Origin of the sequence: Mycobacterium sp. 663a-19 (assembly GCF_035616495.1) — a bacterium.
In the GTDB taxonomy this organism is placed as follows: domain Bacteria; phylum Actinomycetota; class Actinomycetes; order Mycobacteriales; family Mycobacteriaceae; genus Mycobacterium.
The window spans coordinates 1-25,742 of the sequence record NZ_JAPJAV010000014.1 but is presented as its reverse complement, the minus strand read 5'-3'; the positions used below and the strand labels follow the sequence as shown (position 1 = coordinate 25,742).

General features: G+C 68.9%; 24 protein-coding genes. 9 read left to right on the top strand and 15 right to left on the bottom strand.

Annotated features, from left to right (window positions below; translation table 11 throughout):
• Positions 1-44 precede the first annotated feature (44 nt).
• Positions 45-434 carry an ATPase gene (locus OQ968_RS21610; protein ID WP_420715975.1) on the top strand — a complete coding sequence of 130 codons (390 nt, stop codon included), beginning with the start codon at positions 45-47 and terminating at the stop codon, positions 432-434.
• A gap of 19 nt (positions 435-453) precedes the next feature.
• Here the strand turns inward: OQ968_RS21610 and ppc are convergent, their stop codons facing one another.
• A complete protein-coding gene (gene ppc / locus OQ968_RS21605) occupies positions 454-3,273 on the bottom strand; it encodes a phosphoenolpyruvate carboxylase (protein WP_324681336.1) in 2,820 nt (939 codons plus the stop codon).
• A gap of 197 nt (positions 3,274-3,470) precedes the next feature.
• Between ppc and OQ968_RS21600 the strand changes: the two genes are divergently transcribed.
• Positions 3,471-3,893, top strand: a complete 423-nt coding sequence (locus OQ968_RS21600) for a DUF732 domain-containing protein (RefSeq protein WP_420715974.1) — start codon at positions 3,471-3,473, stop codon at positions 3,891-3,893.
• Positions 3,894-4,038: 145 nt separating this feature from the next.
• On the opposite strand, the gene OQ968_RS21595 is transcribed toward OQ968_RS21600, so the two are convergent.
• Both OQ968_RS21595 and OQ968_RS21590 read right to left on the bottom strand, forming a co-directional pair.
• Positions 4,039-4,455 carry a type II toxin-antitoxin system VapC family toxin gene (locus OQ968_RS21595; protein WP_324681335.1) on the bottom strand — a complete coding sequence of 139 codons (417 nt, stop codon included), beginning with the start codon at positions 4,453-4,455 and terminating at the stop codon, positions 4,039-4,041.
• Positions 4,452-4,682, bottom strand: coding sequence for a CopG family transcriptional regulator (locus tag OQ968_RS21590; protein ID WP_324681333.1), 231 nt, complete (start codon positions 4,680-4,682; stop codon positions 4,452-4,454). The genes OQ968_RS21595 and OQ968_RS21590 overlap by 4 nt, the downstream gene beginning before the upstream one ends.
• A 462-nt stretch (positions 4,683-5,144) precedes the next feature.
• Here OQ968_RS21590 and OQ968_RS21585 point away from each other — a divergent pair, with 462 nt between their 5' ends.
• Positions 5,145-5,363 carry a FitA-like ribbon-helix-helix domain-containing protein gene (locus tag OQ968_RS21585; RefSeq protein WP_324681458.1) on the top strand — a complete coding sequence of 73 codons (219 nt, stop codon included), beginning with the start codon at positions 5,145-5,147 and terminating at the stop codon, positions 5,361-5,363.
• On the top strand, positions 5,360-5,779 hold the full coding sequence (locus OQ968_RS21580; RefSeq protein WP_324681332.1) for a PIN domain-containing protein: 420 nt from the start codon (positions 5,360-5,362) through the stop codon (positions 5,777-5,779). Before OQ968_RS21585 ends, OQ968_RS21580 begins: the two co-directional genes overlap by 4 nt.
• A 29-nt stretch (positions 5,780-5,808) precedes the next feature.
• On the opposite strand, the gene secG is transcribed toward OQ968_RS21580, so the two are convergent.
• The 7 genes from secG to OQ968_RS21545 form a co-directional block, all read right to left on the bottom strand.
• A complete protein-coding gene (gene secG, locus OQ968_RS21575; protein ID WP_324681331.1) occupies positions 5,809-6,042 on the bottom strand; it encodes a preprotein translocase subunit SecG in 234 nt (77 codons plus the stop codon).
• 30 nt (positions 6,043-6,072) lie between these two features.
• Positions 6,073-6,858 (bottom strand): triose-phosphate isomerase, encoded by a 786-nt coding sequence (gene tpiA, locus OQ968_RS21570; RefSeq protein WP_324681330.1) that lies wholly within the window; start codon positions 6,856-6,858, stop codon positions 6,073-6,075.
• Positions 6,855-8,096, bottom strand: a complete 1,242-nt coding sequence (locus tag OQ968_RS21565; protein WP_324681329.1) for a phosphoglycerate kinase — start codon at positions 8,094-8,096, stop codon at positions 6,855-6,857. The genes tpiA and OQ968_RS21565 overlap by 4 nt, the downstream gene beginning before the upstream one ends.
• Positions 8,097-8,099: 3 nt before the next feature.
• Positions 8,100-9,119: a type I glyceraldehyde-3-phosphate dehydrogenase gene (gap, locus tag OQ968_RS21560; protein ID WP_324681327.1), complete on the bottom strand. Its 1,020-nt coding sequence runs from the start codon at positions 9,117-9,119 to the stop codon at positions 8,100-8,102.
• Positions 9,120-9,243: 124 nt separating this feature from the next.
• Complete coding sequence (locus OQ968_RS21555; protein ID WP_324681325.1) at positions 9,244-10,659, bottom strand: NAD(P)/FAD-dependent oxidoreductase; 1,416 nt, start codon at positions 10,657-10,659, stop codon at positions 9,244-9,246.
• On the bottom strand, positions 10,656-12,413 hold the full coding sequence (locus OQ968_RS21550) for a DUF3556 domain-containing protein (protein WP_324681323.1): 1,758 nt from the start codon (positions 12,411-12,413) through the stop codon (positions 10,656-10,658). Before OQ968_RS21550 ends, OQ968_RS21555 begins: the two co-directional genes overlap by 4 nt.
• A 137-nt stretch (positions 12,414-12,550) precedes the next feature.
• Positions 12,551-12,877, bottom strand: a complete 327-nt coding sequence (locus OQ968_RS21545) for a hypothetical protein (RefSeq protein ID WP_324681321.1) — start codon at positions 12,875-12,877, stop codon at positions 12,551-12,553.
• 174 nt (positions 12,878-13,051) lie between these two features.
• On the opposite strand from OQ968_RS21545, the gene OQ968_RS21540 reads away from it, so the two are divergent.
• Genes OQ968_RS21540 through OQ968_RS21530 form a run of 3 tightly spaced genes read left to right on the top strand, consistent with a single transcriptional unit; the run spans position 13,052 to position 16,755 of the window.
• The gene (locus OQ968_RS21540; protein WP_420715973.1) at positions 13,052-13,861 is read left to right on the top strand and encodes a 1-acyl-sn-glycerol-3-phosphate acyltransferase; all 810 of its coding nucleotides are present in this window, start codon (positions 13,052-13,054) and stop codon (positions 13,859-13,861) included.
• A gap of 3 nt (positions 13,862-13,864) precedes the next feature.
• Positions 13,865-15,484 (top strand): acyl-CoA ligase FadD12, encoded by a 1,620-nt coding sequence (gene fadD12 / locus OQ968_RS21535; RefSeq protein WP_324681319.1) that lies wholly within the window; start codon positions 13,865-13,867, stop codon positions 15,482-15,484.
• Positions 15,484-16,755: an alpha/beta hydrolase gene (locus OQ968_RS21530; protein ID WP_324681318.1), complete on the top strand. Its 1,272-nt coding sequence runs from the start codon at positions 15,484-15,486 to the stop codon at positions 16,753-16,755. The genes fadD12 and OQ968_RS21530 overlap by 1 nt, the downstream gene beginning before the upstream one ends.
• Before the next feature lie 99 nt (positions 16,756-16,854).
• Here the strand turns inward: OQ968_RS21530 and OQ968_RS21525 are convergent, their stop codons facing one another.
• The 5 genes from OQ968_RS21525 to uvrC are packed head-to-tail and all read right to left on the bottom strand — an operon-like array spanning position 16,855 to position 23,164.
• Entirely contained in the window at positions 16,855-18,243 is a 1,389-nt protein-coding gene (locus OQ968_RS21525; protein WP_324681317.1) for a wax ester/triacylglycerol synthase family O-acyltransferase, read from the bottom strand.
• A gap of 52 nt (positions 18,244-18,295) precedes the next feature.
• Positions 18,296-19,273, bottom strand: a complete 978-nt coding sequence (gene whiA / locus OQ968_RS21520; RefSeq protein ID WP_324681315.1) for a DNA-binding protein WhiA — start codon at positions 19,271-19,273, stop codon at positions 18,296-18,298.
• Positions 19,270-20,346 (bottom strand): YvcK family protein, encoded by a 1,077-nt coding sequence (locus OQ968_RS21515; protein WP_324681313.1) that lies wholly within the window; start codon positions 20,344-20,346, stop codon positions 19,270-19,272. The genes whiA and OQ968_RS21515 overlap by 4 nt, the downstream gene beginning before the upstream one ends.
• Positions 20,343-21,230 carry an RNase adapter RapZ gene (rapZ, locus tag OQ968_RS21510; RefSeq protein WP_324681312.1) on the bottom strand — a complete coding sequence of 296 codons (888 nt, stop codon included), beginning with the start codon at positions 21,228-21,230 and terminating at the stop codon, positions 20,343-20,345. The genes OQ968_RS21515 and rapZ overlap by 4 nt, the downstream gene beginning before the upstream one ends.
• Positions 21,227-23,164 (bottom strand): excinuclease ABC subunit UvrC, encoded by a 1,938-nt coding sequence (gene uvrC / locus OQ968_RS21505; RefSeq protein WP_324681311.1) that lies wholly within the window; start codon positions 23,162-23,164, stop codon positions 21,227-21,229. Before uvrC ends, rapZ begins: the two co-directional genes overlap by 4 nt.
• Positions 23,165-23,417: 253 nt before the next feature.
• On the opposite strand from uvrC, the gene OQ968_RS21500 reads away from it, so the two are divergent.
• Both OQ968_RS21500 and OQ968_RS21495 read left to right on the top strand, forming a co-directional pair.
• Positions 23,418-24,620, top strand: a complete 1,203-nt coding sequence (locus OQ968_RS21500; protein ID WP_324681310.1) for a cupin domain-containing protein — start codon at positions 23,418-23,420, stop codon at positions 24,618-24,620.
• Positions 24,621-24,761: 141 nt separating this feature from the next.
• A partial coding sequence (locus OQ968_RS21495; protein WP_324681309.1) for a PPE family protein occupies positions 24,762-25,742 on the top strand: 981 nt, incomplete at its 3' end.

The window sequence follows — 25,742 nt, the reverse complement described above, 5'->3', positions numbered from 1 at the left end:
CCGCGGTGGTCTCCCCCGGTTCCGTCGGGGTCATAATTGCGTGCATGACAGACAAAACCGTGCGCAGCGGGCCCGAGCGGAGCCGGATCAAGACCCTCACCCAGGCGGCCCTGAACGCGGACAAGACCGTGGAACAGGTCGAAGACGTCCTCGACGGCCTGAGCAGAACCATGGTCGAGTTGAACAGTTCGCTGGCGGCCTTGAATGCCACGGTCGAACGCCTGGAGGGGGGCCTGGATCATCTGGAGGGCACGCTGCATCACCTGGATGATCTCGCCAAGCGGCTGATCACGCTTGTCGAGCCGGTGGAGGCCATCGTCCAGCGAATCGACTACATGGTCGGGGTCGGCGAAACGGTGATGTCGCCGTTGTCTGTCACCGAGCACGCGGTGCGCGGCGTGCTGGACCGGCTGCGCAACCGGACGGCACATTGACGACGGCGGGGCCGCTGCCTCAGCCGCTGTTGCGTAGCGCGCTGGCCAGGCCGTTCATGGTCAGCAGGATGCCGCGCTGCACCAACTCGTCGTCGTCGCCCGAGCGGTAGCGGCGCAGCAGTTCCACCTGAAGGTGGTTCAGGGGCTCCAGGTACGGGAATCGGTTGAACACCGAACGCGCCAGCGCCGGGTTGTCGGCGAGCAGGTCGTCGTGACCGGTGATGAGTTTGTGCATGGCGGTGGTGCGCCGGTGCTCGTCGACGATCTTGTCGAACACCCTGTGCCGCAAGGATTCATCGGGCACCAGCTCGGCGTAGCGGGCCGCCAGGCCCAGGTCGCTCTTGGCCAGCACCTGCGCCATGTTGGACAGCACGCTGGCGAAGAACGGCCACCGCTCATACAGGTCACGCAGCGTCGCCACCCGATCGGCTTCGCTGTCCGGGCCCGCCGCGATCCACCGCTCGAACGCCGATCCGGTGCCGTACCAACCGGGCAGCATCACCCGCGACTGGCTCCAGGCCAGCACCCATGGGATGGCACGCAGGCCCGCGATCGACTCGGTGGGCTTGCGCGAGGCGGGCCGGCTGCCGATGTTCAGCGAACCGATCTCGCTGACCGGTGTGGAGGCCTTGAAGTATTCGACGAAACCCGGTGTGTCGTGCACCAATTCGGCGTAGGCGCGTTGCGCCAGGGAGGCCACCTCGTCGAGCACGGCGTAGGCCGGTTCCGCGGTGTCGCCCAGCCCCTCGACGTCCAGCAGCGTCGACTCCAGGGTCGCGGCCACCAGGCTCTCCAGGTTGCGCCGCGCCAGCTGGGGTTCGGCGTACTTGGCCGCGATCACCTCGCCCTGCTCGGTCAGGCGCAGCGAGCCGTTCACCGCTCCGGGTGGCTGCGCCAGGATCGCTTGATAGCTGGGGCCGCCGCCGCGGCCGACGGTGCCGCCACGACCGTGGAAGAACCGCAGTCGAATTCCGGTTTTGCGGGCGGTGTCGACCAGGTCGAGCTCGGCTCGGTAGACCGCCCAGTTGGCGGCCAGATACCCGCCGTCCTTGTTGGAGTCGGAGTAGCCCAGCATCACCTCCTGGCAGCCGCCCCGCGCGTCGACCAGCGAGCGATACAGCGGCAGTTCCAGCATGGCCTGCAGGATCGCTGCGCCGTTGTGCAGATCGTCGATCGTCTCGAACAGCGGGGAAATGCCCACCGGGCAATACGGTTCCGGCCCCGACACATCCAGCAGACCGGCCTCCTTGAGCAGGATCGCGGCCTCCAGGACGTCCGACACCGACCGGCACATCGAGATGACGTAGTTGGGCACGGCGGCCGTTCCGTAGCGCCGGACGGCGTGGGCCGCGGCGCCCAGCACGCCCAACTCCGTGCGCGCCAGGTCGGACAGCTGCGCGCGGTCTCCGACCAGCGGACGGCGGGTGGCCAGTTCGGCTGCCAGCAGCTCGACGCGTTGGGGTTCGGGCAGCGCCCCGTAGTCGGGGTGCACGCCCGCCCACGCCAGTAGCTCTGCGACGACCTCCTCGTGCACGTCGGAGTTTTGCCGCATGTCCAGGCCACACAGATGAAAACCGAAGGCCTCCACGGCTTCTCGCAGCAAGGCCAGCCGGTCGTCGGCGAGCAGCGCACTGCCGTGGCTGCGCAACGAGGCGTCGACGGTGTCGAGATCGGCCCGCAATTCGGCCGCCGTGGCGTACCGGGCCAGGCCCAGGTCGAGCTCGTGCTGCGGCGCCCGGTCCAGGATTTCGGCGGCGGCCGCGGTGAGCCGACCGCGGATCAACCGCACGGCGCGCCGGTACGGCTCGTCGGCCCGGGTATCCTCCGGGCAGGCCGCGGCCAGCTCGGCCAGGCCCGGGGTGACGCCGACCAGTCGCGCCGACATCGAGAGCTCCTGCTCGAGGTGGGTGAGCTCGGCCAGGTAGTGCGTCAGCGCGGTGAACGCAGCGCTGCCGGTGGCCCGCCGGACCACGTCGGCGGTGACGTTCGGGTTGCCGTCGCGGTCACCGCCGATCCAGGAGCCGGGTCGCAGAATCGGCGCCGAGAGCAGCTCGGCATCGGGCCAGCGGGCCCGCAGCGCATCGCGAACCTCGGCGTTCACCTGCGGAATCACCTCGAACAACGCGGCCGGGTAGTAGCGCAGGCCGACGTCGATCTCGTCGGTGATCTGCAGCCTGGAGAGCCGGATCAGCGCGGTCTGCCACAGCGTGAGGACCTGGCGGCGCAATTCCAGTTCGATGTCGCGGCCGTCGTCGGTCTGGGTGTGGCCCTCCGCGTGCAGCCGCATCAAACCGGTGATCCGGTGCTGGGTGACGAAGACGGTGCGCCGCCGGGTCTCTGTGGGATGAGCGGTGATGACCGGGGAAACCAGGGCGCCCTTCAGGGCCTCGGCGACCGTCGCTGAATCCAGTTCTGCCCGATCGAGTTTCGCGTAGGTTGCGGCCAGGCTGCTGTCCTGCGGGGGTTCGCCGGCCTCGACGTGGATGGCGCGCCGGCGTTCACGGTGGATGTCTTCGGCCACGTTGGCCAGCAGCGCGAAATGGCTGAACGCCCGGATGACCGGGATCGCGAGGTGGATGTCGAGGCCGGCGAACATGGCCGCCATCTCGGCCCGATCGATCTCCGAGCGCCGCACCCGGAAGGATTCCACCCGGGCGCGTTCCACGAGGTCGAACACCTCGTCACCGTTCTGCTCGCGCACGGTGTCGCCGAGGATGGCGCCGAGCAACCTGATGTCGGCGCGCATCGGCTCGGTGGCCTCGCGCCCGGTCGCGGTCCGCTGGACCGCACCGATCGGCGCCAGCGCGGCGTCGGGCGCGGTCTCGGAGGCCCCAACCATGCATCCCAGTATCGACGCCGACGACGTGGTCCGCCCGGCGAGAGGTCACCTATGGCGGCCGAAAGTGAAGCGCACGACGCATCGTCGGCGTGTCGCGTCGTGGATTTCACGCTCGGCGCCGCGACGACTCAGCCTCGGCGCACCACCTGACACTCCGAATTTCGAGGAGCCGCCCTTCCGAGCTTCCGATAGTCTCCATGTCTGCGCTGCTCTGGGCCGCACTACTGGCGGCGTCGCCGAGGCAGCACGAAAAGGAAGGGAATCGAATGCCCTCACCTCGCTGGCTGGTCAGATCGACCGTCTTCCTGGTGGCCGGCGCTGCCCTGGTGGGCAGCGCTGCGATTGCGACAGCCAATCCCGCTGATGACGCGTACCTTGCAAAGCTGCGCGCCGTGGGCCTCACTTGGCCGCCCCAGACCGAAGAGGCACTCATCGGGGAGGCACACCTCATCTGCTACGACCTCACCTGGGGTTGGACGCCGCAACAGATTGCCGACGACATCCACGCCCACTTGGACAAGAGGGGCGTTACGTTGCTGGACGTCGGAACCATGGTCAACGCCGCCCACTCGGTCTATTGCCCCGGCAATGTGTGCGACGCCCCCTCCCTGTGCACCTGACAGCGTGAGCCGCGCCGGGATCTGAATTGTAAAGTCGCGCATTACGGTTGACGACAAGGCCGCATTCCTGCCGGCGGTCAATTCGTGATAGTGACATTTTTAGCATTGGAATCCGTTGCGCCCCAAGCACTTTCTTTGGCATTCCCTACCGATTGGCGTGGACCTCTACGAACCCCGCCGCCGCGAAGTCTTGGTCGAAGGCTAGGGCTTCGCGCAGCCGTCGGTCTCGCATGACACGAAAGCTCGTCGCGTCCACGTAGGAATACACTCGTTCATCGTGTTTGCGGAGCCAGTCCCAAGCCGCGGTTTGTTGGTCTTCTGTAACGCGGTGTACGACGAGGCGCTCGGCTTGGCTAAGGGTTTCGAGCCTGTCGAGAAAGGCCAGCGCTGTACGGTGGCTGTCCTTGCGGCGCAGAAAGGTCCAGGTCTCGCCCGCAACAAGGTTGGTCGTGAGAATCTGCTCCGTGCGTCCAAGAGCGCCTAGCATGGCCAATGCGTCGTCGTGCCGAGCATCCCCGGGCAACGCCCACGCCACCCACCAACCGGTGTCGGCGAACTTCACTGGCCGTAGACGGTGTCGTCGACCTCGCCAGGTTCCACCGAGACATCGCCCGACCCGAACCCGGCCAGGGAGCGCCAGAGGTCATCTTCGGACTCGCCGAGCGGCGGGGTAAGAACGGTGCCGAGTCCGAGGCGGATCAACTCGGACTTGGAAATGCCGCGACGGCGCGCCTCCGCGGCAGCGAGCACGTCGAGCTCGTCGGGGATCGTGATCGTGATCGTCTTCACGGCTTAAGTATACATATTGACCGCTACACTGACTACATATCGGGCCGACACCGGCGATGCCCTGACCCGTCGCAGCTCGCCCAAACCGTCACCGCTCCCCTCCGCGGGAACTCGCACCTCATCGACACGCACAGTTACCAGTTACACTGATACGAGTTGCATTGTGGCGCAACATACCTCGCCGTTATCCGACCTGTCAGGCGCCGCCTATGGTTCCCAAGTCGTGGTGGCCGGTAACCCACGACCTATGGCCGTAGGGTCTGCTGTGTGCGGGCGGTCTGGATCGGACATCTCGCGGCGCCTGCGGATGCCCGCTCGGCCGCCGCGCGTTTGGCACGGACCAAGGCGTCGTGTGTTTGCGGCTCGCGCGGAATCCATCACCGGGCCGGTGCCGGCGCGAACGGCGACTGCACTGCACCCGATATCATCGATGTGATATCGGAGGTGGCGATGGAACAAATCCTGATCCGCAATCTACCCGCGGGCACCAAGGCTGCATTGCGGGCGCGTGCGGAACGGCACCACCACTCGGTCGAGGCCGAAGCCCGCGCGATCCTCACCGCTGGGGTGTCGGGTGAAGAGGTCACGATCGTCGACCTGCTCGCCGACGACAGCCCCGACAGCGACTTCGACTTCGAGCCGGAGCGTCTCCCCCTGACAGCCCGCACACCTGAGCTGTGAGCTATCTGCTGGACACCAACGTGGTGGCGGCCCTGCGGAAGCCGGAACGCAACCCTGAGGTACGGGCGTGGGCGGTGTCGGTCCGACTGGCGGAGCTGTTCGTGACGGCGAGCACTATCGCTGAGATCGAGCGTGGTGTCATCGCCAGGGAACGAACGGACCCACAGCAGGGCGAGGCCCTGCGTGGCTGGTTTGAGGACCGCGTGCTGCCCACCTTCGATGGGCGGGTGCTGTCCTTCGATCTGGCCGCCGCGCGCATCCTGGCCACCTACCGGGTGCCCGAACACGCCCCGTACGCCGACGCCCTCGTCGCTGCGGTGGCGGACGCTACCGGCAAGGTGGTCGTGACCCGAAACACCCGGCACTTCCAGCCTCTCGGCGTGCGATGCCTGGACCCGTGGAAGCGGCGACGCTGAAGTTCGCGGGCGAAATCAGTGTAGAAACGTCAGCGGTACTTGATCAGCAGGGCCATGCCGATGATGCACACCAGCCAGATGCCGGTGATGAACATCGTCAGCCGGTCCAGGTTCTTCTCCACCACGGTCGACCCGGACAGGCTCGACTGCACGCCCCCGCCGAACAGCGTCGACAGGCCGCCACCCTTGGCGCGGTGCAGCAGCACCAGCAACACCACCAGGATGCTGGTGACGACCAGGGTGATCTGCAAGGCCAACTGCATGACGTGCAGCCTACCGGTTGTGGGGTGCCGTCACGGCAACGGCCCGCCGGCGGCGATGGCCGCCAGCGTCGCGAACTGCTCGCCGTCCAGCGACGCGCCCCCGACGAGGCCGCCGTCGACGTCGTTCTGGGCGACGATCTCGCCGATGTTCTTCGCGTTCACCGAGCCGCCGTAGAGCACCCGCACGGTCTCGGCGATCCCCGGTGAGGCGAGGGACCCCAACTCGTTCCGGATCGCTGCGCACACCTCCTGAGCATCGGACGCGCTGGCCACCCGCCCGGTTCCAATCGCCCAGACCGGCTCGTAGGCGATGACGACCTTGCCGATCTGCTCGGCCGACAGCCCGGCCAGCGAGCCCCGCAGCTGCTTCTCGCAGTGGCTGACGTGTTCGCCCGCCTCCCGGACCTCCAGGTGCTCGCCGATGCACACGATCGGGGTCAGCTCGTTCTTCAGGGCCGCGGCCGCCTTGGCGGCCACCAGCGCGTCGTCCTCGTTGTGGTAGGTGCGCCGCTCGGAGTGGCCCACGATGACGAAGGTGCAGCCCAGCTTGGCCAGGAAGGTGCCGCTGATGTCGCCGGTGTAGGCGCCCGACTCGTGCGGCGACAGGTCCTGGGCCCCGTAGGTCAGCCGCAGCTTGTCGCCGTCGACCAGGGTTTGCACGCTGCGCAGGTCGGTGAACGGCGGGATCACAGTGACGTCGACCTTGTCGTAGTACTTGTCCGGCAGCGCGAACGCGATTTTTTGCACCAGCGCGATCGCCTCGAAGTGATTGAGGTTCATCTTCCAGTTGCCGGCGATCAGTGGCTTGCGGCTCACGCGGCGCCTCCAGTCGGTTGCGGACGTTCCAGTACCTCGATGCCGGGCAGCGCCTTGCCCTCCAGGTATTCCAGCGACGCGCCGCCGCCGGTGGAGATGTGCGAGAAGGCGCCCTCGGGGATGCCGAGCGCGCGCACCGCCGCCGCGGAGTCGCCGCCGCCGACCACGCTGAACGCGCCCTTGGCGGTCGCGGCGGCGATCGCCTCGGCGACGCCCTTGGTGCCGGCGGCGAACGCGGGGAACTCGAAGACGCCCATCGGGCCGTTCCAGAAGATGGTCTCGGCGTTGGACAGCAGCGTGGCGAACCGCCGCACCGACTCCGGTCCGACGTCCAGGCCCATCTTGCCGTCCGGGATCGCGTCCGCGGCCACGGTCTGCGGCGGCGAATCGGCGGCGAAGCGCTCCGCCACCACGATGTCCACCGGAAGGCGCAGCACGTCGGCGTGGGTCTCGCACAGCCTGCGGCAGGTGTCGACCATCTCGTTCTCCAGCAGCGACGTGCCAACCGAAAGGCCTTGCGCGGCAAGGAAAGTGAAGCACATGCCGCCGCCGATCACGATGCTGTCGGCCTTGGTCGCCAGCGACTCGATGACGCCGAGCTTGTCGGACACCTTCGCCCCGCCGAGCACCACCGCGTACGGGCGCTTGGTCGAGGCCGTCAGCTGCTCGAGCACCCGGATCTCCTCGGCCACCAGCGTGCCGGCATAGTGCGGCAGCAATGTGGCGACGTCGTACACCGAGGCCTGCTTGCGGTGCACCACCCCGAAGCCGTCGGAGACGAAAGCGCCTCCGGGCGAGACCAATTCGGCCAGCTGCTTGGCCAACGCGAGGCGCTCACCGTCGTCCTTGCTGGTCTCCCGCGCGTCGAAACGGACGTTCTCCAGCAGCAGGACGTCGCCGTCGGTCAACCCCTCGGCGCGGGCCAGCGCGTCGGCGCCGACCACGTCGCCGGCCAACTGCACGTGCCGGCCCAGTTGCTCGCCGAGCGCGGCGGCCACCGGCGCCAGCGACAGCGCGGGATCGGGCCCGCCCTTGGGGCGGCCCAGGTGCGCGCTGACCACCACCTTGGCGCCGGCCTCGACCAGCGCCTGCAGCGTCGGCACCGACGCGCTGATGCGGCCCGGGTCGGTGATGGATCCCCCGTCCAGCGGCACGTTCAGGTCGGAGCGCACCAGCACGGGACGACCCGAAACACCTTCCGCCAGAAGGTCCGACAGGGTTGGGAGCGAACCTGACACGGTCTACAGCGACTTGCCGACCAGCGCGACCAGGTCGATCAGCCGGTTGGAGTAGCCCCACTCGTTGTCGTACCAGGACACCACCTTGGCCTGGTTGTCGATCACCTTGGTCAGACCGGAGTCGAAGATCGAGCTGTGCGGGTCGGTGACGATGTCGGTGGACACGATCGGCGCGTCGTAGTACTTGAGGATGCCCTTGAGCCTGCCGTCGGCGGCGGCCTTGAACGCCGCGTTGATCTCCTCCGCCCCTGCGGACTTGGACAACTCCGCGGTCAGGTCGGTGGCCGAGCCGGTGGGAATCGGCACCCGCAGCGCATAACCGTCGAGCTTGCCCTTCAGCTCCGGCATCACCAGCCCGATGGCCTTGGCCGCGCCGGTGGAGGTGGGCACGATGTTCAGCGCGGCGGCGCGGGCGCGACGCAGATCCTTGTGCGGCCCGTCCTGCAGGTTCTGGTCCTGGGTGTAGGCGTGGATGGTGGTCATCAAGCCCCTGACGATCCCGAACTCGTCGTGCAGCACTTTGGCAAGCGGCGCAAGGCAGTTCGTGGTGCACGACGCGTTCGAGATGATGTTCTGGCTGCCGTCGTACTTGTCGTCGTTGACACCCAGCACGATGGTGATGTCCGGGTCGGTGGCGGGCGCCGAGATGATCACCTTCCTGGCGCCGGCGTCCAGGTGGCCCTTGGCCTTGGCCGCGTTGGTGAACAGCCCGGTGGACTCCACCACGACGTCCACGCCGAGATCGCCCCACGGCATCGCCGCCGGGCCCTCCCTGACCTCGAGCGCCTTGATCTTGTGGTTGCCGACGACGATGGTGTCCTCGCCCTCGAGGCTGACGTCGTGGGGCAGCCGGCCGAGGATCGAGTCGAATTTGAGCAGGTGCGCCAGCGTGGCGTTGTCGGTGATGTCGTTGACGGCGATCACCTCCACGTCGGCGATGCCCTGCTCCTGCTGGGCCAGCAAGGCCCGATAGAAGTTGCGTCCGATTCGGCCGAAGCCGTTGATGCCCACTCGGACCGTCACTTGTCTCTCCCTGTCTCCTCGCTGATAAACCGCTCGCCGTCAGCCTAGATCAGCAGCGACGGCGGTTGCTGGGCCGGTGACGGTCGCGGGTGTTTACCCCGCTAGAAGGGCACGTGAGCCGGCGCTACCGGTGCAGGCGCCGCAGCGCCGCGGTCGCGGCGTGGTAGCCGCACAGGCCGTGGATGCCCGCCCCCGGCGGCGCGGACTGCGAGCACAGGTAGACCCCGTCAACGCCGGTCGCGTACGGGTTGACGGCGGCGCGCGGGCGCAGGATGACCTGCAGCCCGTCGTTGGCGCCGCCGATGATGTCGCCGCCGACGAAGTTCGGGTTGTAGGCCTGCAGCTCGGCGGCGCTCTTGCTGACGGTTGCTGTGATGCGGTCGCGGAATCCGGGGGCGAACCGCTCGATCTGGTCGATCACGGCGCCGGTGGCGTCGCCGGTGTAGCCGAACGGCACGTGCGCGTAAGCCCAGATCGGGTTGAGGTTGCCCGCCGACCGCGACGGGTCGGCCAGGTACTGCTGCCCGACGAGCACGAACGGCCGCTGCACCATCTTGCCTTGTGCGCGTTGACGTTCCGTGTCCGCGATCTCGGCGAACGTGCCGCCGAGGTGGACGGTGCCGGCGCGGCCGCAGTCGGGGTTCGTCCACGGGATGTCGCCCTCGATGGCGAAGTCGACCTTGAACGCCGACGCCCCCTCCCGAAACCGCCGGTAGGCCCGCCTGATCCGGCCCGGCATCACGTCGCCGTAGATCGACAGCACCGCCGCCGGGCTCAGGTCCAGCATGACGATGTCGGCGTCCGGGATGTCCCTGCGGCTGGCCACGGCCACCCCGGTGGTCACGTTGCCGCCGTGCGCGGACAGGGCGGCGGCCAGGGCCGCGGTGATGGAACCCGATCCGCCCTCGGCGACCGGCCACCCGTAGCGGTGGCCGCTGGCCAGGATCATCAGCCCCAGCGACGCGGTCAGCGGCCGGTCCAGCCGGGTGTACACGTGCGCGGCCGCGCCACCGAACAGCGCCCGCGCCCGCTCGGTGCGAAACCAGCGCGCCATCACCGTGGCCGGCAGCACCGCGCGGGGGCCGAACGCCGCGAGACGCACCGGGTGGCGCGGGACGTTGATCACCGGGCGCAGCAGGTCCCGGGCCAGCTCGTCGAATCCGGCCGCGAGGTCGCCGACGGCGCGCTGCCACCGGGTGCCGTCGGGTCCCAGGCCGGCCGTCGTCGCCTCGATCGACCGGTACAGCACCCCGGCGGTGCCGTCGTCGAGCGGGTGGGCGCAGTCGATCTCCGGCCACTTCCACACCAGCCCGTAGTGCTGCAGGTCGATCTCCTGCCAGAACGGCGAGCCCACGGCCAACGGGTGAAAGGCCGAGCAGTGGTCGTGGATGACCCCGGGCACCGTCAGCTCGCCCGAGCGCGCTCCCCCGCCGATCGTGTCGCGCGCCTCCAGCACCTGCACGTCGACGCCGTGGCGGGCCAGCTGGATCGCGGCGGCCAGGCCGTTGGGCCCGGCGCCGACGACCACCGCGGTGGTCATGACTCGCCGTGCACGACCGGTTGCGTGGTGAGGTGGACCGGAAACTCGTCGCCGGGCTCGGGCCACGGCTGGCGGGCCAGCATGTCCTCGACGTTCACGTAACCGGACTCGATCAGGCCGGTCTTGGCGTCGAGGATGCGGTACCACTGCTTTTGGATGTGAATCGGCTGACCCTCCAGCACGATGACGCGGAGGTCGCCCTCGTCGAAGTGGCAGCGCCGCTGCACCGCCTCCAGCAGCTGCTCGTTGTGCAGGTGGCCCTCGCCGAAGTTCCACCCCACCAGGGGGCCGGCGACGATCTCGCCCTCGCGCACCTTGTAGTCGGCTTCGTCGTCGATCGCGCGGGGCAGCAGCCCGTTGAGCGCGCGGCCGTGGGTGTGCATCGCGCGGAACGCGGCCACCTTGTCGGCCATGATCTCGGCCGTCGCCGCGTCGTACATGATGGCCAGCTGATTGACCACCAGCGCAGAGCTTTTCACGATGTCGGCCTCTATCTTGTCCTCCGCGCCGTCGCGGAAACACCAGATGCTGGTGGCCCAGTTGCCGGCGTAGTAGCGCATGGCGGGCAGGAACGAAATCTTTTCGGGGAACATGTTTCCCGCGATCACCACGGCCACCACGACGGCCACCATGGCCAGCAGCAGCGGCGAGCGAAGGTCGGTGGCGCGGATCGCGCCGTAATGCCCGAACAAGTAGAACAGCGAGAAGATGAAGAACACGTTCCACTCCAACGGAACTCCCATCGGGAGGTTGGACAGGATGTTGAGGTGGAAGATCACCATGAACCCGATCAGGAACCACCGCCAGGGTTGATCGCCGGCGACGAACACCAGGAGCGTCGGGACGATGAATTCCGCCGTGGTGCCGCCGACATGGGCCATGACCTTCGGCAGCCAGGTGGGCCGCAGGTCGTTGACGTGGTCGCGGTAGAGCAGGTGCTTGAACGGGTTGAACAGCCTGGGCCGCAGCAGGGCGTTGTTGCTCGTCATCACCGACACCACGTACGGGAAGTGGTGGTTGAGCTTGGAGGTGGCCGCACCCCACCAGAGGCACAGCATGATGATCTTGTAGGCCGCGATCTGATCGGTGAACGGGAAGAAGAACACGAACAGCTTGAGCCAGTAGTGTTCGCCGCGCGCCGCCAGGAAGATGGTCTTGTCCCGCAGGCCCAGCACCGCCAGGGCGACGATCGTCGGGATCACCAGGACCGGGTCGATCAGGCCGACATCGCCGGCGGCGGTGACCGGCCCGCCCCGGCCGGGCGACAGCAGCGCCCACACGCCGCCGGCCAATACGACGGCATAGAGCGCGACGTCGACGACGGTGCGGGTGTCACCCTTGGTGAGCGGAACCTTGTCCGGCCAGGCGGGCAGCCGAATCGTGTTGGGCCGCAACCAATACAGGAATCCCCCGATCGGCGGCATGAACCGCCCCGTCAGCGGGCCGGATCCGCAGCCGAGGCCCAGGACCTCGAACAGCAGCGTGAAAACGATGACTTTCTGGTACACGATCGGCTGCGTCCACCAGTCGCCGATGCGGCCCAGGCCGCCCAGGCCCGGGGTCAGCGAGATGATGGCGGCCGGGGCGGCGACGTACAGGGCGATCTTGATCAGGTACAGCAGGTACACCGCGTAGGGCGTGCCGAAGCCGTGCTCGGCCCAGTGTCGCGTCACGATCTGCAGCCGCGTTGCCCGGGGCAGCGTGGGCCAGGTCTGGGGGTCGACGTCCGGTAGTTCCGGTGACATGAATCCCATGGGCGGCCTCGTTCCTGTCGGATGTGAAACAGTGGCCAATACAATCTATCGGCATCGCGGCGGGATGGGCCGAACTTTTTGTGCGCCGACTGCCGCCCCGATGTTGGTTGCCGAAAACGGCTGCGGCAGGCTCTATTTCACCGCGCTATTTCAGCTAGATGGCCCGGCGCGGTGTCCGCGCCGGCCGCGAACCGCCGGCGCAGCCCTTCGATCAGGCCGTCGAGGGTCTGCCGGTCCTGCTCTTCGCTGCACACCATGCGCCGGAACTGTGCGGCGCCGTCGGCGTCGCCGTTGGACTCCGAGGCGGCGATCGCCCGGCGGTATTGGTCGATGCGATGCTCGCTGAGCCGGCGGCGCTGGGCGAGCATTTGCACGAAGTAGTCGGCCTGCCGGTGATCGGCCGGCGCGGGCCGGCCCGCAACCGGGCGGGTGCCGGGGGCGTCAGACAAACCGGTGAAGTCCATCTGTTCTCTCAGCTGGGGGTGGGGGGCGCGGTGGGGCGCAGTCACCATACCGGGCGAAACGCCACGCGGTCCATACGCCGGCCACCGGCTCGCTACCATCTAGCTACCTCGAGCTACCTCGGCGTGGCCACCTGGCGCGGCAACGAGGCCCCAACGAGGCCCCAAGGAGAAAAGGTGAGCGACACCGACAGCGCGGACAGCGACGACATCGGCAAATTCGACCCCGGCACCACCAAGCGGTTGGTGAGCGCGATGCGCCCGGTTCTGAAGACGTACTTCCGGTCCGAGGTGCGGGGCCTGGAGTCCTTCCCGCCCGGCGGGACGCTGGTGGTGGCGAACCACTCCGGCGGCATGTTCCCGATGGACGTCCCGATGTTCAGCGTAGATTTCTACGAGAGGTTCGGCTACGACCGGCCGGTCTACACGCTCAGCCACGACATCCTGTTCATGGGCCCGACGGCGCCGCTGTTCCGGCGGGCCGGCTACATCCGGGCCAACCGCGAGAACGCGGCCAAGGCGCTGCGGTCCGGCGGCGTGGTGGTCGTCTTCCCCGGCGGTGACTACGACGCCTACCGGCCCACGCTGTCGGAGAACGTCATCGACTTCAACGGCCGCAAGGGCTACGTCAGCACCGCGATCGAGGCCGGTGTGCCCATCGTGCCGGCGGTGTCCGTCGGCGGGCAGGAGACCCAGCTGTATCTGTCCCGCGGCACCTGGCTGGCCGAGCGGCTGGGCATCAAGCGCCTGCTGCGCAGCGCCATCATGCCGGTCTCGTTCGGCTTTCCGTTCGGGTTCTCCGCCGTCATCCCGCCCAACCTGCCGCTGCCCAGCAAGCTCGTGACGCAGGTGCTGGAACCGATCGACATCGCCGCGCAGTTCGGCGAGGACCCGGACGTCGACGAGGTCGACGAGTACGTCCGGTCGGTGATGCAGGAGGGCCTCACCAAGCTCGCCGCCGGCCGCCGTTTCCCGATCCTGGGCTGAGCCATGGCATCTCGTCTCGGTCAGGCCCTCGGCGTCATCACCACGCTGCGGCGCGCCGGAATGATCGCGCCGATGCGGCCCGACCGCTACCTGAAGATCGCCGCCGCCATGCGCCGCGAGGGCATGGGCATGACGGTGGGCTTCGCCGGCGCGGCGCAGCGCTGCCCGGACCGTCCCGGCCTGGTCGACGAGCTCGGCACGCTGACCTGGCGGCAGCTCGACGAGCGGATCAACGCGTTCGCCGCGGCGCTGCAGGCCCTACCGGGTGGCGCACCCAGGGTCGTCGGGATCATGTGCCGCAATCACCGCGGCTTCGTCGAGGCGGTGGTGGCCACCAACCGGATCGGCTCCGACGTCGTGTTGCTCAACACATCGTTCGCCGGGCCGGCGCTGGCCGAGGTGGTGGACCGCGAAGGCGTCGACGCCGTCGTCTACGACGAGGAGTTCACCGCGATGGTGGACCGCGCGCTGGCCGGCAAGCCGGACGCCGCCCGCATCGTGGCCTGGACAGACGACGGCCACGAGTTGACCGTCGAGAAACTCATCGCCGACCATGCCGGCCGGTCGTTCGAGCGCACCGGACGCAAGGGCAGGATGATCCTGTTGACCTCCGGCACCACCGGAACACCCAAGGGCGCCAACCAGATCGGTGGCAGCGCCGGGCTGGGCACGCTCAAGGCGATCCTGGACCGCACGCCGTGGCGGGTGGAGGAGACGATCGCGATTGTGGCGCCGATGTTCCACGCCTGGGGCTTTTCGCAGTTGATCTTCGCCGCGTCGATGGCGTGCACGGTGGTCACCCGGCGCAAGTTCGACCCGGAGGCCACGCTGGACCTCATCGACCGGCACCAGGCCACGGGCCTGGCGGTGGTCCCGGTGATGTTCGATCGCATCATGGAGCTGCCCGCCGAGGTGCGAAACCGGTACAGCTGCAAGTCATTGCGGTTCGCCGCGGCGTCCGGATCGCGTATGCGGCCCGACGTCGTCACCGCGTTCATGGACCAGTTCGGCGACGTGATCTACAACAACTACAACGCGACCGAGGCCGGCATGATCGCCACCGCCACGCCGGCGGACCTGCGCGCCGCGCCGGACACCGCGGGCCGGCCCGCGGGCGGGACCGAAATCCGCATCCTGGACCAGGAATTCAACGAGCTGCCCACCGGCGAGGTCGGAAGCATCTACGTCCGCAACGACACCCAGTTCGAGGGCTACACGTCGGGCACCACGAAGGACTTCCACGCCGGGTTCATGTCGTCGGGCGACGTCGGCTACCTGGACGAGGCGGGACGGCTGTTCGTCGTCGGCCGCGACGACGAGATGATCGTCTCCGGCGGCGAGAACGTCTACCCGATCGAGGTGGAGAAGGCCCTGGCGGCGCACCCCGACGTGGCCGAGGCGGCGGTGATCGGCGTCGACGACGAGCAGTACGGCCAGCGGCTGGCGGCGTTCGTGGTGCTGACGCCGGGCGCGGCGGCGACCGTCGACGCGCTCAAGCAACACGTTAGAGAGAACCTGGCCAACTACAAGGTTCCCCGCGAGATCGCCGTCCTCGACGAGCTGCCGCGCGGCAGCACCGGCAAGATCCTGCGCAACGAACTCCGAGCACGGGTCGACGGCTGATGCGGCTGCGGATCAGAAAACCCAGACCGCTGACGCGCGCCGTGGCGGAATTGATCAACGCCGCCAACGGATTACACCCGCTCGCCCGCAATGGCTACAGCACCGTCCTGGTGTTCTGGTTCGGTTGGCCGACCTCGGAGGTGCCGGGCCTGTACGCCACCGCCTCCATTCTGGACGCGGTGCGCCGCGGCCGCCGGGGCGATTTCGCCGGGCGCAAGGGAAAGCTGGCGCTGGCCCTGACCGCTGCGTCCTGGTCGATCCTGGGAATGATCCGCTACCGCGCCGCGACGACGCCGGGCCCGGTGCTGGAAACCGGGCTGACCGAGCAGCTCGGACCCGATTACACCGACGAACTGGCCAAGCTGCCGACCGAGCCGGCCCCCCGAAAGGGCAGGGGCCGGATCAATCCGCCGTTGCGCACCACCGTGGCCCGGCGGCGCTTCGTCGACAAGCAGAACATCGTGTCCTACGGCCCGCACGGGCGCGCCAACCTGGCCGACATCTGGCGCCGCAGCGACCTGCCGCGCGACGGCAAGGCGCCGGTCCTGTTGCAGGTGCCCGGCGGCGCGTGGATGATCGGATGGCGCCGCCCGCAGGCGTATCCGCTGATGAGCCACCTGGTTTCGCGCGGCTGGGTGTGCGTGTCGATGAACTACCGGGTTTCGCCGTGGCACACCTGGCCCGACCACATCGTCGACGTCAAGCGGGCATTGACGTGGGTCAAGGAGAACATCGCGGACTACGGCGGAGACCCGAATTTCGTTGCGATCAGCGGTGGTTCGGCCGGCGGTCATCTGTCCGCGTTGGCCGCCCTGAGCGCGGGCGACCCCAAGTTCCAGCCGGGCTTCGAAGAGGCCGACACGTCGGTGGCGGCGGCCGTCCCGTACTACGGGCGCTACGACTGGTACTCCACCGAGGCCGACGGGCGCGCCGAGTTCGTCGAGGTGCTCGAAAAGCTGGTGGTCAAGCGCAAACTCAGCACGCACCGGCACATCTATCTCGACGCCTCGCCGATCCAGTACATACGGCCGGACGCACCACCGTTTTTCGTCCTGCACGGAAGCGACGATTCCCTGATCCCGGTCATCGAGGCGCGAGAGTTCGTCGAGCAACTTCGGGCGGTGTCGAAGTTTCCCGTGGTCTACGCCGAATTGCCTTACGCGCAGCACGCTTTCGACATCTTCGGATCGCCGCGGGCGAATCAATCCGCGGAGGCGGTGGCCCGCTTCTTGTCGTGGGTCTACGCGACGAACTATCTCAACCGCGAGTAGGGCCCCGTCGCCGAGCGTGAAACTGTTGCGACAGTGAGCGCTGATTTTCGCAACAGTTTCACGTTCGGCGCAGCAGAAGGCTAACCGGGAGCGGCGAAGTCAGCCCAGGGCCGCGGCCTTCTCGAGTTCGGTCAGCGCCGGATCGATGGCATCGGCCATGTCGTCGATGTCGTTGGCCACCTCGGGCGTCGTCACGAAGCCGAAGTCCAGGTAGTCCTGGTAGGAGAAGCAGGTGATGTTCAGGGCGATGTCCATCACCGGCGGCCCCAGCGGCACCAGCGAGTCCAGCTTGGCCCCCGCCATGTACAGCGGGAACTTCGGACCGGGGACATTGGAGACAACCAGATTGATGGGAGCCAGGTTTCGCGACAGGCCGGTGGCCGTGTAGGCGCGCGCGGCCAGGTGCAGCAGCCCCGGCGGGGTGGTCTCGGTCAGGCCCATGATCTGGTGCGCCGACAACGCCTTCGCCATTCCCTTGGCGCTCTGCGTGCTTTCGTGGATGGCCCGCAGCCGCTCGCCGGGATCCTCGATGTCGGTGGCAAGCGACGCCGTCATCGAGCTGATCTTGTTGCCGATCTCGTCCTTGTTCGCGTCGGTTCGGGTGGAGACCGGGATCTGCGCGATGAGCGGCTTGGTGGGCAGTTCGCCGCGTTTCTGCAGGTATTCGCGGGCCGCGCCGGCCACCAGGGCCAGCACGACGTCGTTGAGCTTGACGTCGAACGCGTCCTTGACGGCTTTGGCCCGGGCGAGCTCGACGCGGCAGCCGGTGATCCGCCGGTGCGGCGACACCGGCGCGTTGAACCGGGTCTTGGGAGCGTCGAAGTAGCGCGGCGGCCTGCTGGCGACGCCCAGCGCGGCGACCTGCTGGCGCACCGTCTGCTCGACCAGCCGGGCGATGCGGAAGGGCGTCTTGACGCCGAGGTTGATCAGTGCGCCCACCGCGCGCCGCTCCAGGCCGGGCAGCTGGAGTCCCACCAGCGATCCGACCGTCTCGGTTTGCGCGGGCCGGGGTTCCGGGGTGACGTCCAACAGGATTTCGCCCAGCCCGGCGCCGGAGACCCCGTCGACGATGGCGTGGTGCATCTTGGTCAGCGTGGCCATCCGGCCGCCCTCGACGCCCTCGATCACCCACAGTTCCCACAGCGGCCGGGAGCGGTCCAGCTTGTAGGACATCAGCCGGCCCACCAGCTCCTCGAGCTCGCGGCGCCCGCCGGGTGCGGGCACCCCGATGCGGCGGACGTGGAAGTCGATGTCGAGTTCGGAGTCCTCGACGAACCACGGCCGGTCCAGCCCGAGCGGCGCACCGGTGACCCGCCACCGCAGCTGCGGAATCTCGGGCAGCCGCTCGATGACCAGTTCGCGCAGGCGCTGAAAGCTGTAGCCGGGCGCGTCGCCGATATCGCAGATCGCCAGCGCGCCCACATGCATGTGCCAGCCCGAAGTTTCGGCCGACCAGAACGCCGCATCAACACTCGAAAGCCGCTTCATGCGATGACCGTAGCCCCTCCCCCACCCCTTGCGCCCGGAATCAGCCGGCGAATTAGGCGTCCTCTAAAAGGTCCGGCGTAACCGCCGACTCGGTGTCGGGGATGCCCTCGACCTTGGCCTTACGGTCGGCCATCGACAGCAACCGCCGAATGCGGCCCGCCACAGCGTCTTTCGTCATCGGGGGATCGGCCAGCCGGCCGAGTTCCTCGAGGGAGGCCTGCCGATGCTCGACGCGCAGCTTGCCGGCCGACGCCAGATGGTCGGGGACGCTGTCGCCGAGTATCTCCAGCGCCCGCTCCACCCGGGCCGCCGCCGCGACCGCGGCCCGCGCCGAGCGGCGCAGGTTGGCGTCGTCGAAGTTGGCGAGCCGGTTGGCCGTCGCCCGCACCTCGCGGCGCATCCGGCGTTCCTCCCAGATCAGCCGGGTGTCCTGGGCCCCCATCCGGGTCAGCAGCGCGCCGATGGCCTCACCGTCGCGCACCACCACCCGATCGGCGCCGCGCACCTCGCGGGCCTTCGCGCTGACGCCGAGCCGGCGGGCCGCACCCACCAGGGCCAGCGCGGCCTCCGGGCCGGGGCAGCTGACCTCCAGCGCCGACGAGCGTCCCGGCTCGGTCAGCGACCCGTGCGCCAGGAAGGCTCCGCGCCACGCCGCCTCGGCGTCGGCGATGCTGCCGCCGACCACCTGCGCCGGCAGGCCCCGCACCGGACGCCCCCGCATGTCGAGCAGGCCGGTCTGGCGTGCCAGCGCCTCGCCGTCGTTGGCCACCCGCAGCACGTACCGCGTGCTCTTGCGAATTCCGCTGGCGGACAACACATGCACGACGGCGTTGTAGCCGTACAGATCGAAGATGTCCTTGCGCAGCCGTCGCGCGATGTTGCCCAGGTCCACCTCGGCCTCGACCACCACCCGGCCGCCCACGATGTGCAGCCCCCCGGCGAACCTCAGCAGGGACGTGACCTCCGCCCGGCGCGCGCTGACCGACTTCACCACCAGGCGGCTCAGCTCGTCCTTGACTTCGGTCGTCATCGCCACGCGTCGTCACCCCTCGGTCGCCTGCCGGCCGGCCCATTCACGCCGGGTTGCGGACTTTCGCCGTCGACCCGAATCTCCGCGGTGGCCGTGGCCGAAGGCACCCCCGAGGCCTTGGGGCCCGCTCGGACCCCGTCCAGGGCCGCCGCGAGCTTGCCCGGGTCATGTAAAGGTGTACCAGGTCTGGCCACGTCGGCGAAGTGGACCTCGGCCTGCAGCACCGTCGCGGTGCGGCGCAGTTGGTCGCGTTCGCGCTCGCTCGGCACCCGTTCGGCGTCGATGATGATGTCGTGCACGGTGAACCCCGGGGCGTGCTGGGCCAGCACGTGCAGGTGGCGCTCCACCGAGAATCCCGCCGTCTCCCCCGGCTCGGCGACCAGGTTGAGCACCAGGGCGCGGCGGGCGCTCGTGGCCCTCAGCGCCGCGGCCAGCTCCGGCACCAACACATGCGGGATCACGCTGGTGAACCACGACCCGGGACCCAGCACCACCAGGTCGGCGGCCATGATGGCGTCCACCGCCTGCCGGGTCGCCGGCGGGTCGGGGGGAAGCAGCCGCACCCGGCGCACCTTGCCGGGCGTGGTCGCGATCGCCACCTGGCCGCGGATCAGCCGGAACATCCGCGGGTCGGACTCCAGGCCCGAGACGTCGGCCTCGATCTGCAGCGCGATAGGGCACATCGGCAACACCCGGCCCTTGACCCCCAGGATGCGGCCCAGCTCGTCGAGGGCGGCGACCGGATCGGCCAGCACCTCGTTGAGGCCGGCCAGCATCAGGTTGCCGATAGGGTGCCCGGCCAGCGCCCCGCTGCCGCCGAACCGGTGCTGCAGGATGGTCGCCCACAGTTGACCGTACGGGCTGTCGGATGCCAACGCCGCCAACGCCATTCGCAGATCACCGGGTGGGATGACGTCCAGTTCGTTGCGCAGCCGGCCGGACGAGCCGCCGTCGTCGGCGACGGTCACCACCGCGGTGACGTACGGGGTCAGCCGGCGGGCCGCGGACAGCGTCGCATAAAGGCCGTGTCCGCCCCCCAGGGCGACGATGCCCTCGCGGTTCGGTGCGCTCATTCGCGACCCAGATCCCGGTGCAGCACCCGCACCGACAGTTGCGCCTCGTCCTGCTGGCCGCCCAGCAGCTGCATCAGCGCCTCGGCGATCGCGACGCTGCGATGCTTACCGCCGGTGCAGCCGATGGCGACCGTCATGTATCGCTTGCCCTCCCGGCGGTAGCCGTCGACGACCAGGGTCAGCAATCGATGGTAGGCGTCCAGGAACTCGGCCGCGCCGGGCTGGCCCAGCACGTAATCGCGCACCGCCGGGTGCTGCCCGGTGAGCGGGCGCAACTCGTCGACCCAGTGCGGGTTGGGCAGGAACCGCACGTCCATCACCATGTCGGCGTCCATCGGCAGGCCGTACTTGAAGCCGAACGACTCGACGGTGACGCTGGTGGTCGCGGTGCCGTCGCCGCCGAAGGCCCGCTCGATGCTCTCCCGCAGGCCCCGCACCGACAGCTTCGACGTGTCGATGATCAGGTCGGCGGTGGCGCGGACCGGGGCCAGCATCCGGCGCTCGGCCGCGATGCCCTCGGCCAGCGTCTGCTCGCCCTGCAACGGGTGGCTGCGGCGGTTCTGCTCGTAGCGGCGGACCAGCATGTCGTCGGACGCCTCCATGAACACCACGCGCGGGGTGATGTTGCGGGTGGCCAGTTCGTTGCGCACCGAGTCCAGGTCGCCGGTGAAGCCCCGCGACCGGACGTCCATCACCACCGCGAGCTGGGTGATGCGAGACCCGGCCGCCAGCCCGAAATCCACCATCCGGGTGATCAACTGGGGCGGCAGGTTGTCGGCGACGTACCAGCCGAGGTCCTCGAGCACCTTGGCGGCCGTGCCGCGCCCGGCCCCGGACAGCCCGGTCACCAGGACCACGTCGATGCCGGCGGCTTGGCTCGTCATCGCGACTCTCGCTCGGGTCGCAGCGCCTCGAGGACGGCCGTGGCGGTTGCCACGCCGATGCCCGGAACGGCGGTGATCTGGTCGACGGTGGCCTCCTTGAGGCGCGCTAACGAGCCGAAATGCGTTACCAGCGCCTTGCGGCGATGTTCTCCCAATCCCGGCACCGAATCCAGCGCCGACGCGGTCATTCGCTTGGACCGCTTGCTGCGATGGTAGGCGATGGCGAACCGGTGCGCCTCGTCGCGCACCCGCTGCAGCAAATAGAGCCCCTCGCTGTTGCGCGGCATGATGATGGGCTCCGGCTCCGACGGCACCCACACCTCCTCCAGCCGCTTGGCCAGGCCGATCACCGCGACGTCGGTGATGCCGAGCTCGTCGAGCACGGCGCTGGCCGCATTGACCTGCGGCGCACCGCCGTCGACGACGTACAGGTTCGGCGGGTAGGCGAATCGGCGCGATTTTCCTTCCGGCGAAAGCGTATTCGGATCGTTCTGCTCGCTGAGGTGCCGCGCGAACCGGCGCCGGGTCACCTCGGCGATGGAGGCGACGTCGTCGGAGCGGCCCTGCCCGGCGGCTTCCCGGATGCCGAAGTGGCGGTAGTCCGATTTGCGTGGCAGACCGTCCTCGAACACCACCAACGAGCCCACCACGTCGGTGCCCTGCACGTGGCTGATGTCGACGCACTCGATCCGCAGCGGCGCGTCGGCCAGGCCGAGGGCGTCCTGAATGTTCTGCAGCGCAGCGGATCTGGCGTTGAAGTCGCCCGCCCGCTTCAGCTTGTGTTGCTGCAGCGCCTCTTTCGCGTTGCGCTGCACGGTTTCGGCCAGCGCGCGTTTGTCCCCGCGGCGCGGCACCCTTATCGCGACGCGCGAACCGCGCAGTCCGGACAGCCAACTCGCCAGTTCGTCGGAGTTCGACGGCAAACACGGCACCAGCACCTCGCGGGGCACCGGGTTGGTGGATTCGTCGGCCGCCCCGTCGAGTTCCGCCTGTTCGCCGTAGAACTGCGTGAGGAACTGCTCCACCAACTGTTCCTGTCCCGAATCGCCTGGGTCCCCGGACTTTTCGACGATCCAGCCGCGCTGACCGCGGACCCGCCCGCCGCGCACGTGGAACACCTGCACCGCCGCCTCGAGGTCGTCGTCGGCGAAGGCCACCACGTCGGCGTCGGTGCCGTCGCCGAGCACCACGGCCTGCTTCTCCATCGCCCGCTTCAGCGCGGACAGGTCGTCGCGCAGCCGCGCGGCGCGTTCGAAGTCGAGTTGCTCGGCGGCGGCGTTCATCCGCTGTTCCAGCTCGCGGGCGAACCGGTCGGTCTTGCCGGACAGGAAGTCGCAGAAGTCCAGCACGATCTGGCGATGCTGCTCGGCGCTGACCCGCCCGACGCACGGCGCCGAACATTTGTCGATGTAGCCCAGCAGGCACGGGCGGTCGATCTGGTTGTGCCGCTTGAACACTCCGGCCGAACAGGTGCGCGCCGGGAAGACTCGGGTGAGCAGGTCGAGGGTTTCCCGGATCGCCCACGCGTGCGAGTACGGCCCGAAATAACGGACGCCCTTGCGCCGCGGCCCGCGATACACCATCAGCCGGGGGAACTCCTCGTTGAGGGTGACGGCCAGCACCGGGTAGGACTTGTCGTCGCGGTAGCGGACGTTGAAGCGCGGATCGAACTCCTTGATCCAGTTGTATTCCAGCTGCAGCGCCTCGACTTCGGTGTTGACCACCGTCCACTCGACCTTGGCCGCGGTGGTCACCATCTGCCGGGTGCGCGGGTGCAGCCCGGCGACGTCGGCGAAGTATGACGTCAGCCGGCTGCGCAGGCTCTTGGCCTTGCCGACGTAGATGACGCGCCCGTGCGGGTCCCGGAACCGGTAGACGCCGGGCTCGACCGGGATGGACCCGGGCGCGGGGCGATACGTGGCGGGATCTGGCACGTATCCAGGCTAGTAGCCGGTTCGGCGGTGTGGGCCCAGGGCGTTGAGCGTGAGTCCACGGCGTCGGGCGTGAGTCCACGGCGTTGACTGTGAGTCCAGGGCGTCGAGCGTGAGTCCACGGCGGAGAAATCGCCGCCCGAACCGCGCCCTGGGCTCACAATGAAAGCCGTCAGTTCACACCCAAAGCCGTCAGTTCACACCGAAAGCAGTCAGCCCACACCGAAAGCCGCCGGTCTACTGTGATGCGTACTCGGTGACGACGAAACCTGGAGGGCCTACCGTCGAGTTCTCGCTGTCCTGGTTGCTGCAACCCCTGACCGTGGACGCCTTCCTGGAGGACATTTGGGAGGCGCGGCCCTACCACATCAAGCGATCCCGCGCGGACTACTTCGACCGCCTGCTGCCCGGCCCCTCGGCCGTCGACGACCTGTTGGAGCATGTGCGGCCCGAGCCGTCGGCGGTGCGGCTGGTGAGAAACGGCGCGGACAAGGATCCCGACACCTACCGGCTCGCCGATGGCAGCCTCGCACTCGCCCGCGTTGCCGACGGCCTCGCCGACGGCTACACAATCGTCCTGAACGGCCTCGAGCGGTACGTCCGCGCGATCGCCTCGCTGTCGCATTCCATCGAGGTCGAGCTGAACTTCCCGACCCGGGTCAACGGCTACGTCACGCCACCCGGATCGACAGGCTTTGTCCCGCACTACGATCCCCACGACGTGCTGGTCCTGCAGATCCACGGATCCAAGACGTGGCATGTGTCCAACGACGCCACCGTGCCACCACACGAGATGGAGCGCCGCAAGGGAGTGGGTCCGGCCGGGTCCGCGCCGCCGACCGACGTGCGCCTGGAAGCCGGCGACGTGCTGTATCTGCCACGCGGCCAAGTGCATTCGGCCGAAACGCATGCGGAGCCGTCGGTCCATCTGACCGTCGGGATCCACGCGCCCACCGTGCTGACGCTCACGACCCATTTGCTCTATGCGCTGAGCCTGCGGGATCCCCGCGTCCATGACCGGCTGCCGCCGCGGCACCTCGACGACGCGAACGTGCGCGCGGGCCTCGGCGACCTCGTGCGCGACACGCTTCGCACCGTCGGGGACCCGAGCGTCGTCGCGGACGGCCTCGCCGCCATGGAGGACGTCCTGGTCCGGCGGGGGCGATGCCCGCCGGTCGGATCGGTCTCGGACACCGTCGGCATCGACGGACAAACCCGGGTGGCGAAGCACCAACCGCTGTATTCGCGGGTGCGCCGCGTCGCCGATGGCGTCGTCCTGCAGTTCGCCCAGTTGTCGGTGCGAGCCGGCCCCGACCACGAAGCCGCGCTGCTGTTCCTGTCGAGCAGCAGCGCACCCTTCCGGGTGGGCGACCTGCCCGGGCTGAGCGCGGCGCAGCAGGCGGATCTGGCCCGGACGCTGATCCTGAACGGGTTCCTCGTCCGGCTGTCCGACGACTGAGAGCTTGCTTCGCATTTCCGGTGAAAATCCGAGATTTTAACCGTATGTGCGGTTGAATTCGTAGGCTTCATTGCATTCGGTCCACGGGGCGCCTTGGCCGGGACCGCGAGTTCGCATCCTTTGAAGTGAGGGTCGCCGACGATGACCATGCCGATCTGGGCCGCCTTTCCGCCCGAGGTGCATTCCGCGGCCCTCTCCAGCGGCCCCGGGCCCGGATCGCTGCTGGCGGCGGAGGCGGCGTGGCAGGCGCTGGCCGCCGAATACGACACGGCGGCGCAGCAACTCAGCGAGTTGCTGGCGGCGGTGCAGGCCGGGACGTGGCAGGGCCCCAGCGCGGAGGCGTACGTGGCCGCGCACGTGCCGTATCTGGCGTGGCTCCTGCAGAACAGCGCCGACAGCTCGGCGGCGGCCCGCGAGGCCGAGACCGTGGCCGCGGCCTATACCGCCGCACTGTCGGCCATGCCGACGCTGGAAGAGCTGGAAACCAACCACGCCGTCTTCGCAGAATTGGTGGCGACGAATTTCCTTGGCGTGAACACGATTCCGATCGCGCTCAACGAAATGGACTACTTGCGGATGTGGCTGCAGGCGGCCACCACGATGGCGATCTATGAAGCGGTGTCGCAGACCGCGCTCACGTGGACGCCGCCGACCGCGCCGCCGCCGCCGATCCAGCTGGCCAACCCCCCCAACCAGGATGCGGGCGGCGGGGCGGATCAGCTGAGCTGGTGGGTGACTCGCGTGCAGGAAGTCGCCCACGAACTCGACGCGGACCTGAGTCAGTCCGGATCCAACCCGTCCACGGTCCTCAACACCCTGATGGGCGACCCGTTGCTGGCCGCCAAAGTTCCGCACTGGGCGGGCGAGGCGCTCTACACGTTCATTCCCCAAGTGCCGCAGCTGACGCAGGTCTCCTACGGCCTGATCGCCCCCGCCCTCCCCGCGGTGGCCGCGGGAGGCCTGGCGGGGCTGACCGGGTTGGCCGGGCTGGGCGGCGCGCCGCAACCCGCCCCACCCCCGATGCCCGCCGCGGCGCACGCCCCGGCCCCATCCGACACCGGAGCCCCCGCCGCGCTGGGCGCCGCCGCCCCCGCGCCCGCCCGCGGCGCCGGGGCTGCCGAC

Coding starts and splice junctions, on each gene's coding strand:
- OQ968_RS21610 (WP_420715975.1), top strand. CDS start 45: ATGACAGACAAAACCGTGCGCAGCGGGCCCGAGCGGAGCCGGATCAAG.
- ppc (WP_324681336.1), bottom strand. CDS start 3,273: ATGGTTGGGGCCTCCGAGACCGCGCCCGACGCCGCGCTGGCGCCGATC.
- OQ968_RS21600 (WP_420715974.1), top strand. CDS start 3,471: ATGTCTGCGCTGCTCTGGGCCGCACTACTGGCGGCGTCGCCGAGGCAG.
- secG (WP_324681331.1), bottom strand. CDS start 6,042: ATGCAGTTGGCCTTGCAGATCACCCTGGTCGTCACCAGCATCCTGGTG.
- OQ968_RS21555 (WP_324681325.1), bottom strand. CDS start 10,659: ATGACCACCGCGGTGGTCGTCGGCGCCGGGCCCAACGGCCTGGCCGCC.
- OQ968_RS21550 (WP_324681323.1), bottom strand. CDS start 12,413: ATGGGATTCATGTCACCGGAACTACCGGACGTCGACCCCCAGACCTGG.
- OQ968_RS21545 (WP_324681321.1), bottom strand. CDS start 12,877: ATGGACTTCACCGGTTTGTCTGACGCCCCCGGCACCCGCCCGGTTGCG.
- fadD12 (WP_324681319.1), top strand. CDS start 13,865: ATGGCATCTCGTCTCGGTCAGGCCCTCGGCGTCATCACCACGCTGCGG.
- OQ968_RS21530 (WP_324681318.1), top strand. CDS start 15,484: ATGCGGCTGCGGATCAGAAAACCCAGACCGCTGACGCGCGCCGTGGCG.
- OQ968_RS21525 (WP_324681317.1), bottom strand. CDS start 18,243: ATGAAGCGGCTTTCGAGTGTTGATGCGGCGTTCTGGTCGGCCGAAACT.
- whiA (WP_324681315.1), bottom strand. CDS start 19,273: ATGACGACCGAAGTCAAGGACGAGCTGAGCCGCCTGGTGGTGAAGTCG.
- OQ968_RS21515 (WP_324681313.1), bottom strand. CDS start 20,346: ATGAGCGCACCGAACCGCGAGGGCATCGTCGCCCTGGGGGGCGGACAC.
- rapZ (WP_324681312.1), bottom strand. CDS start 21,230: ATGACGAGCCAAGCCGCCGGCATCGACGTGGTCCTGGTGACCGGGCTG.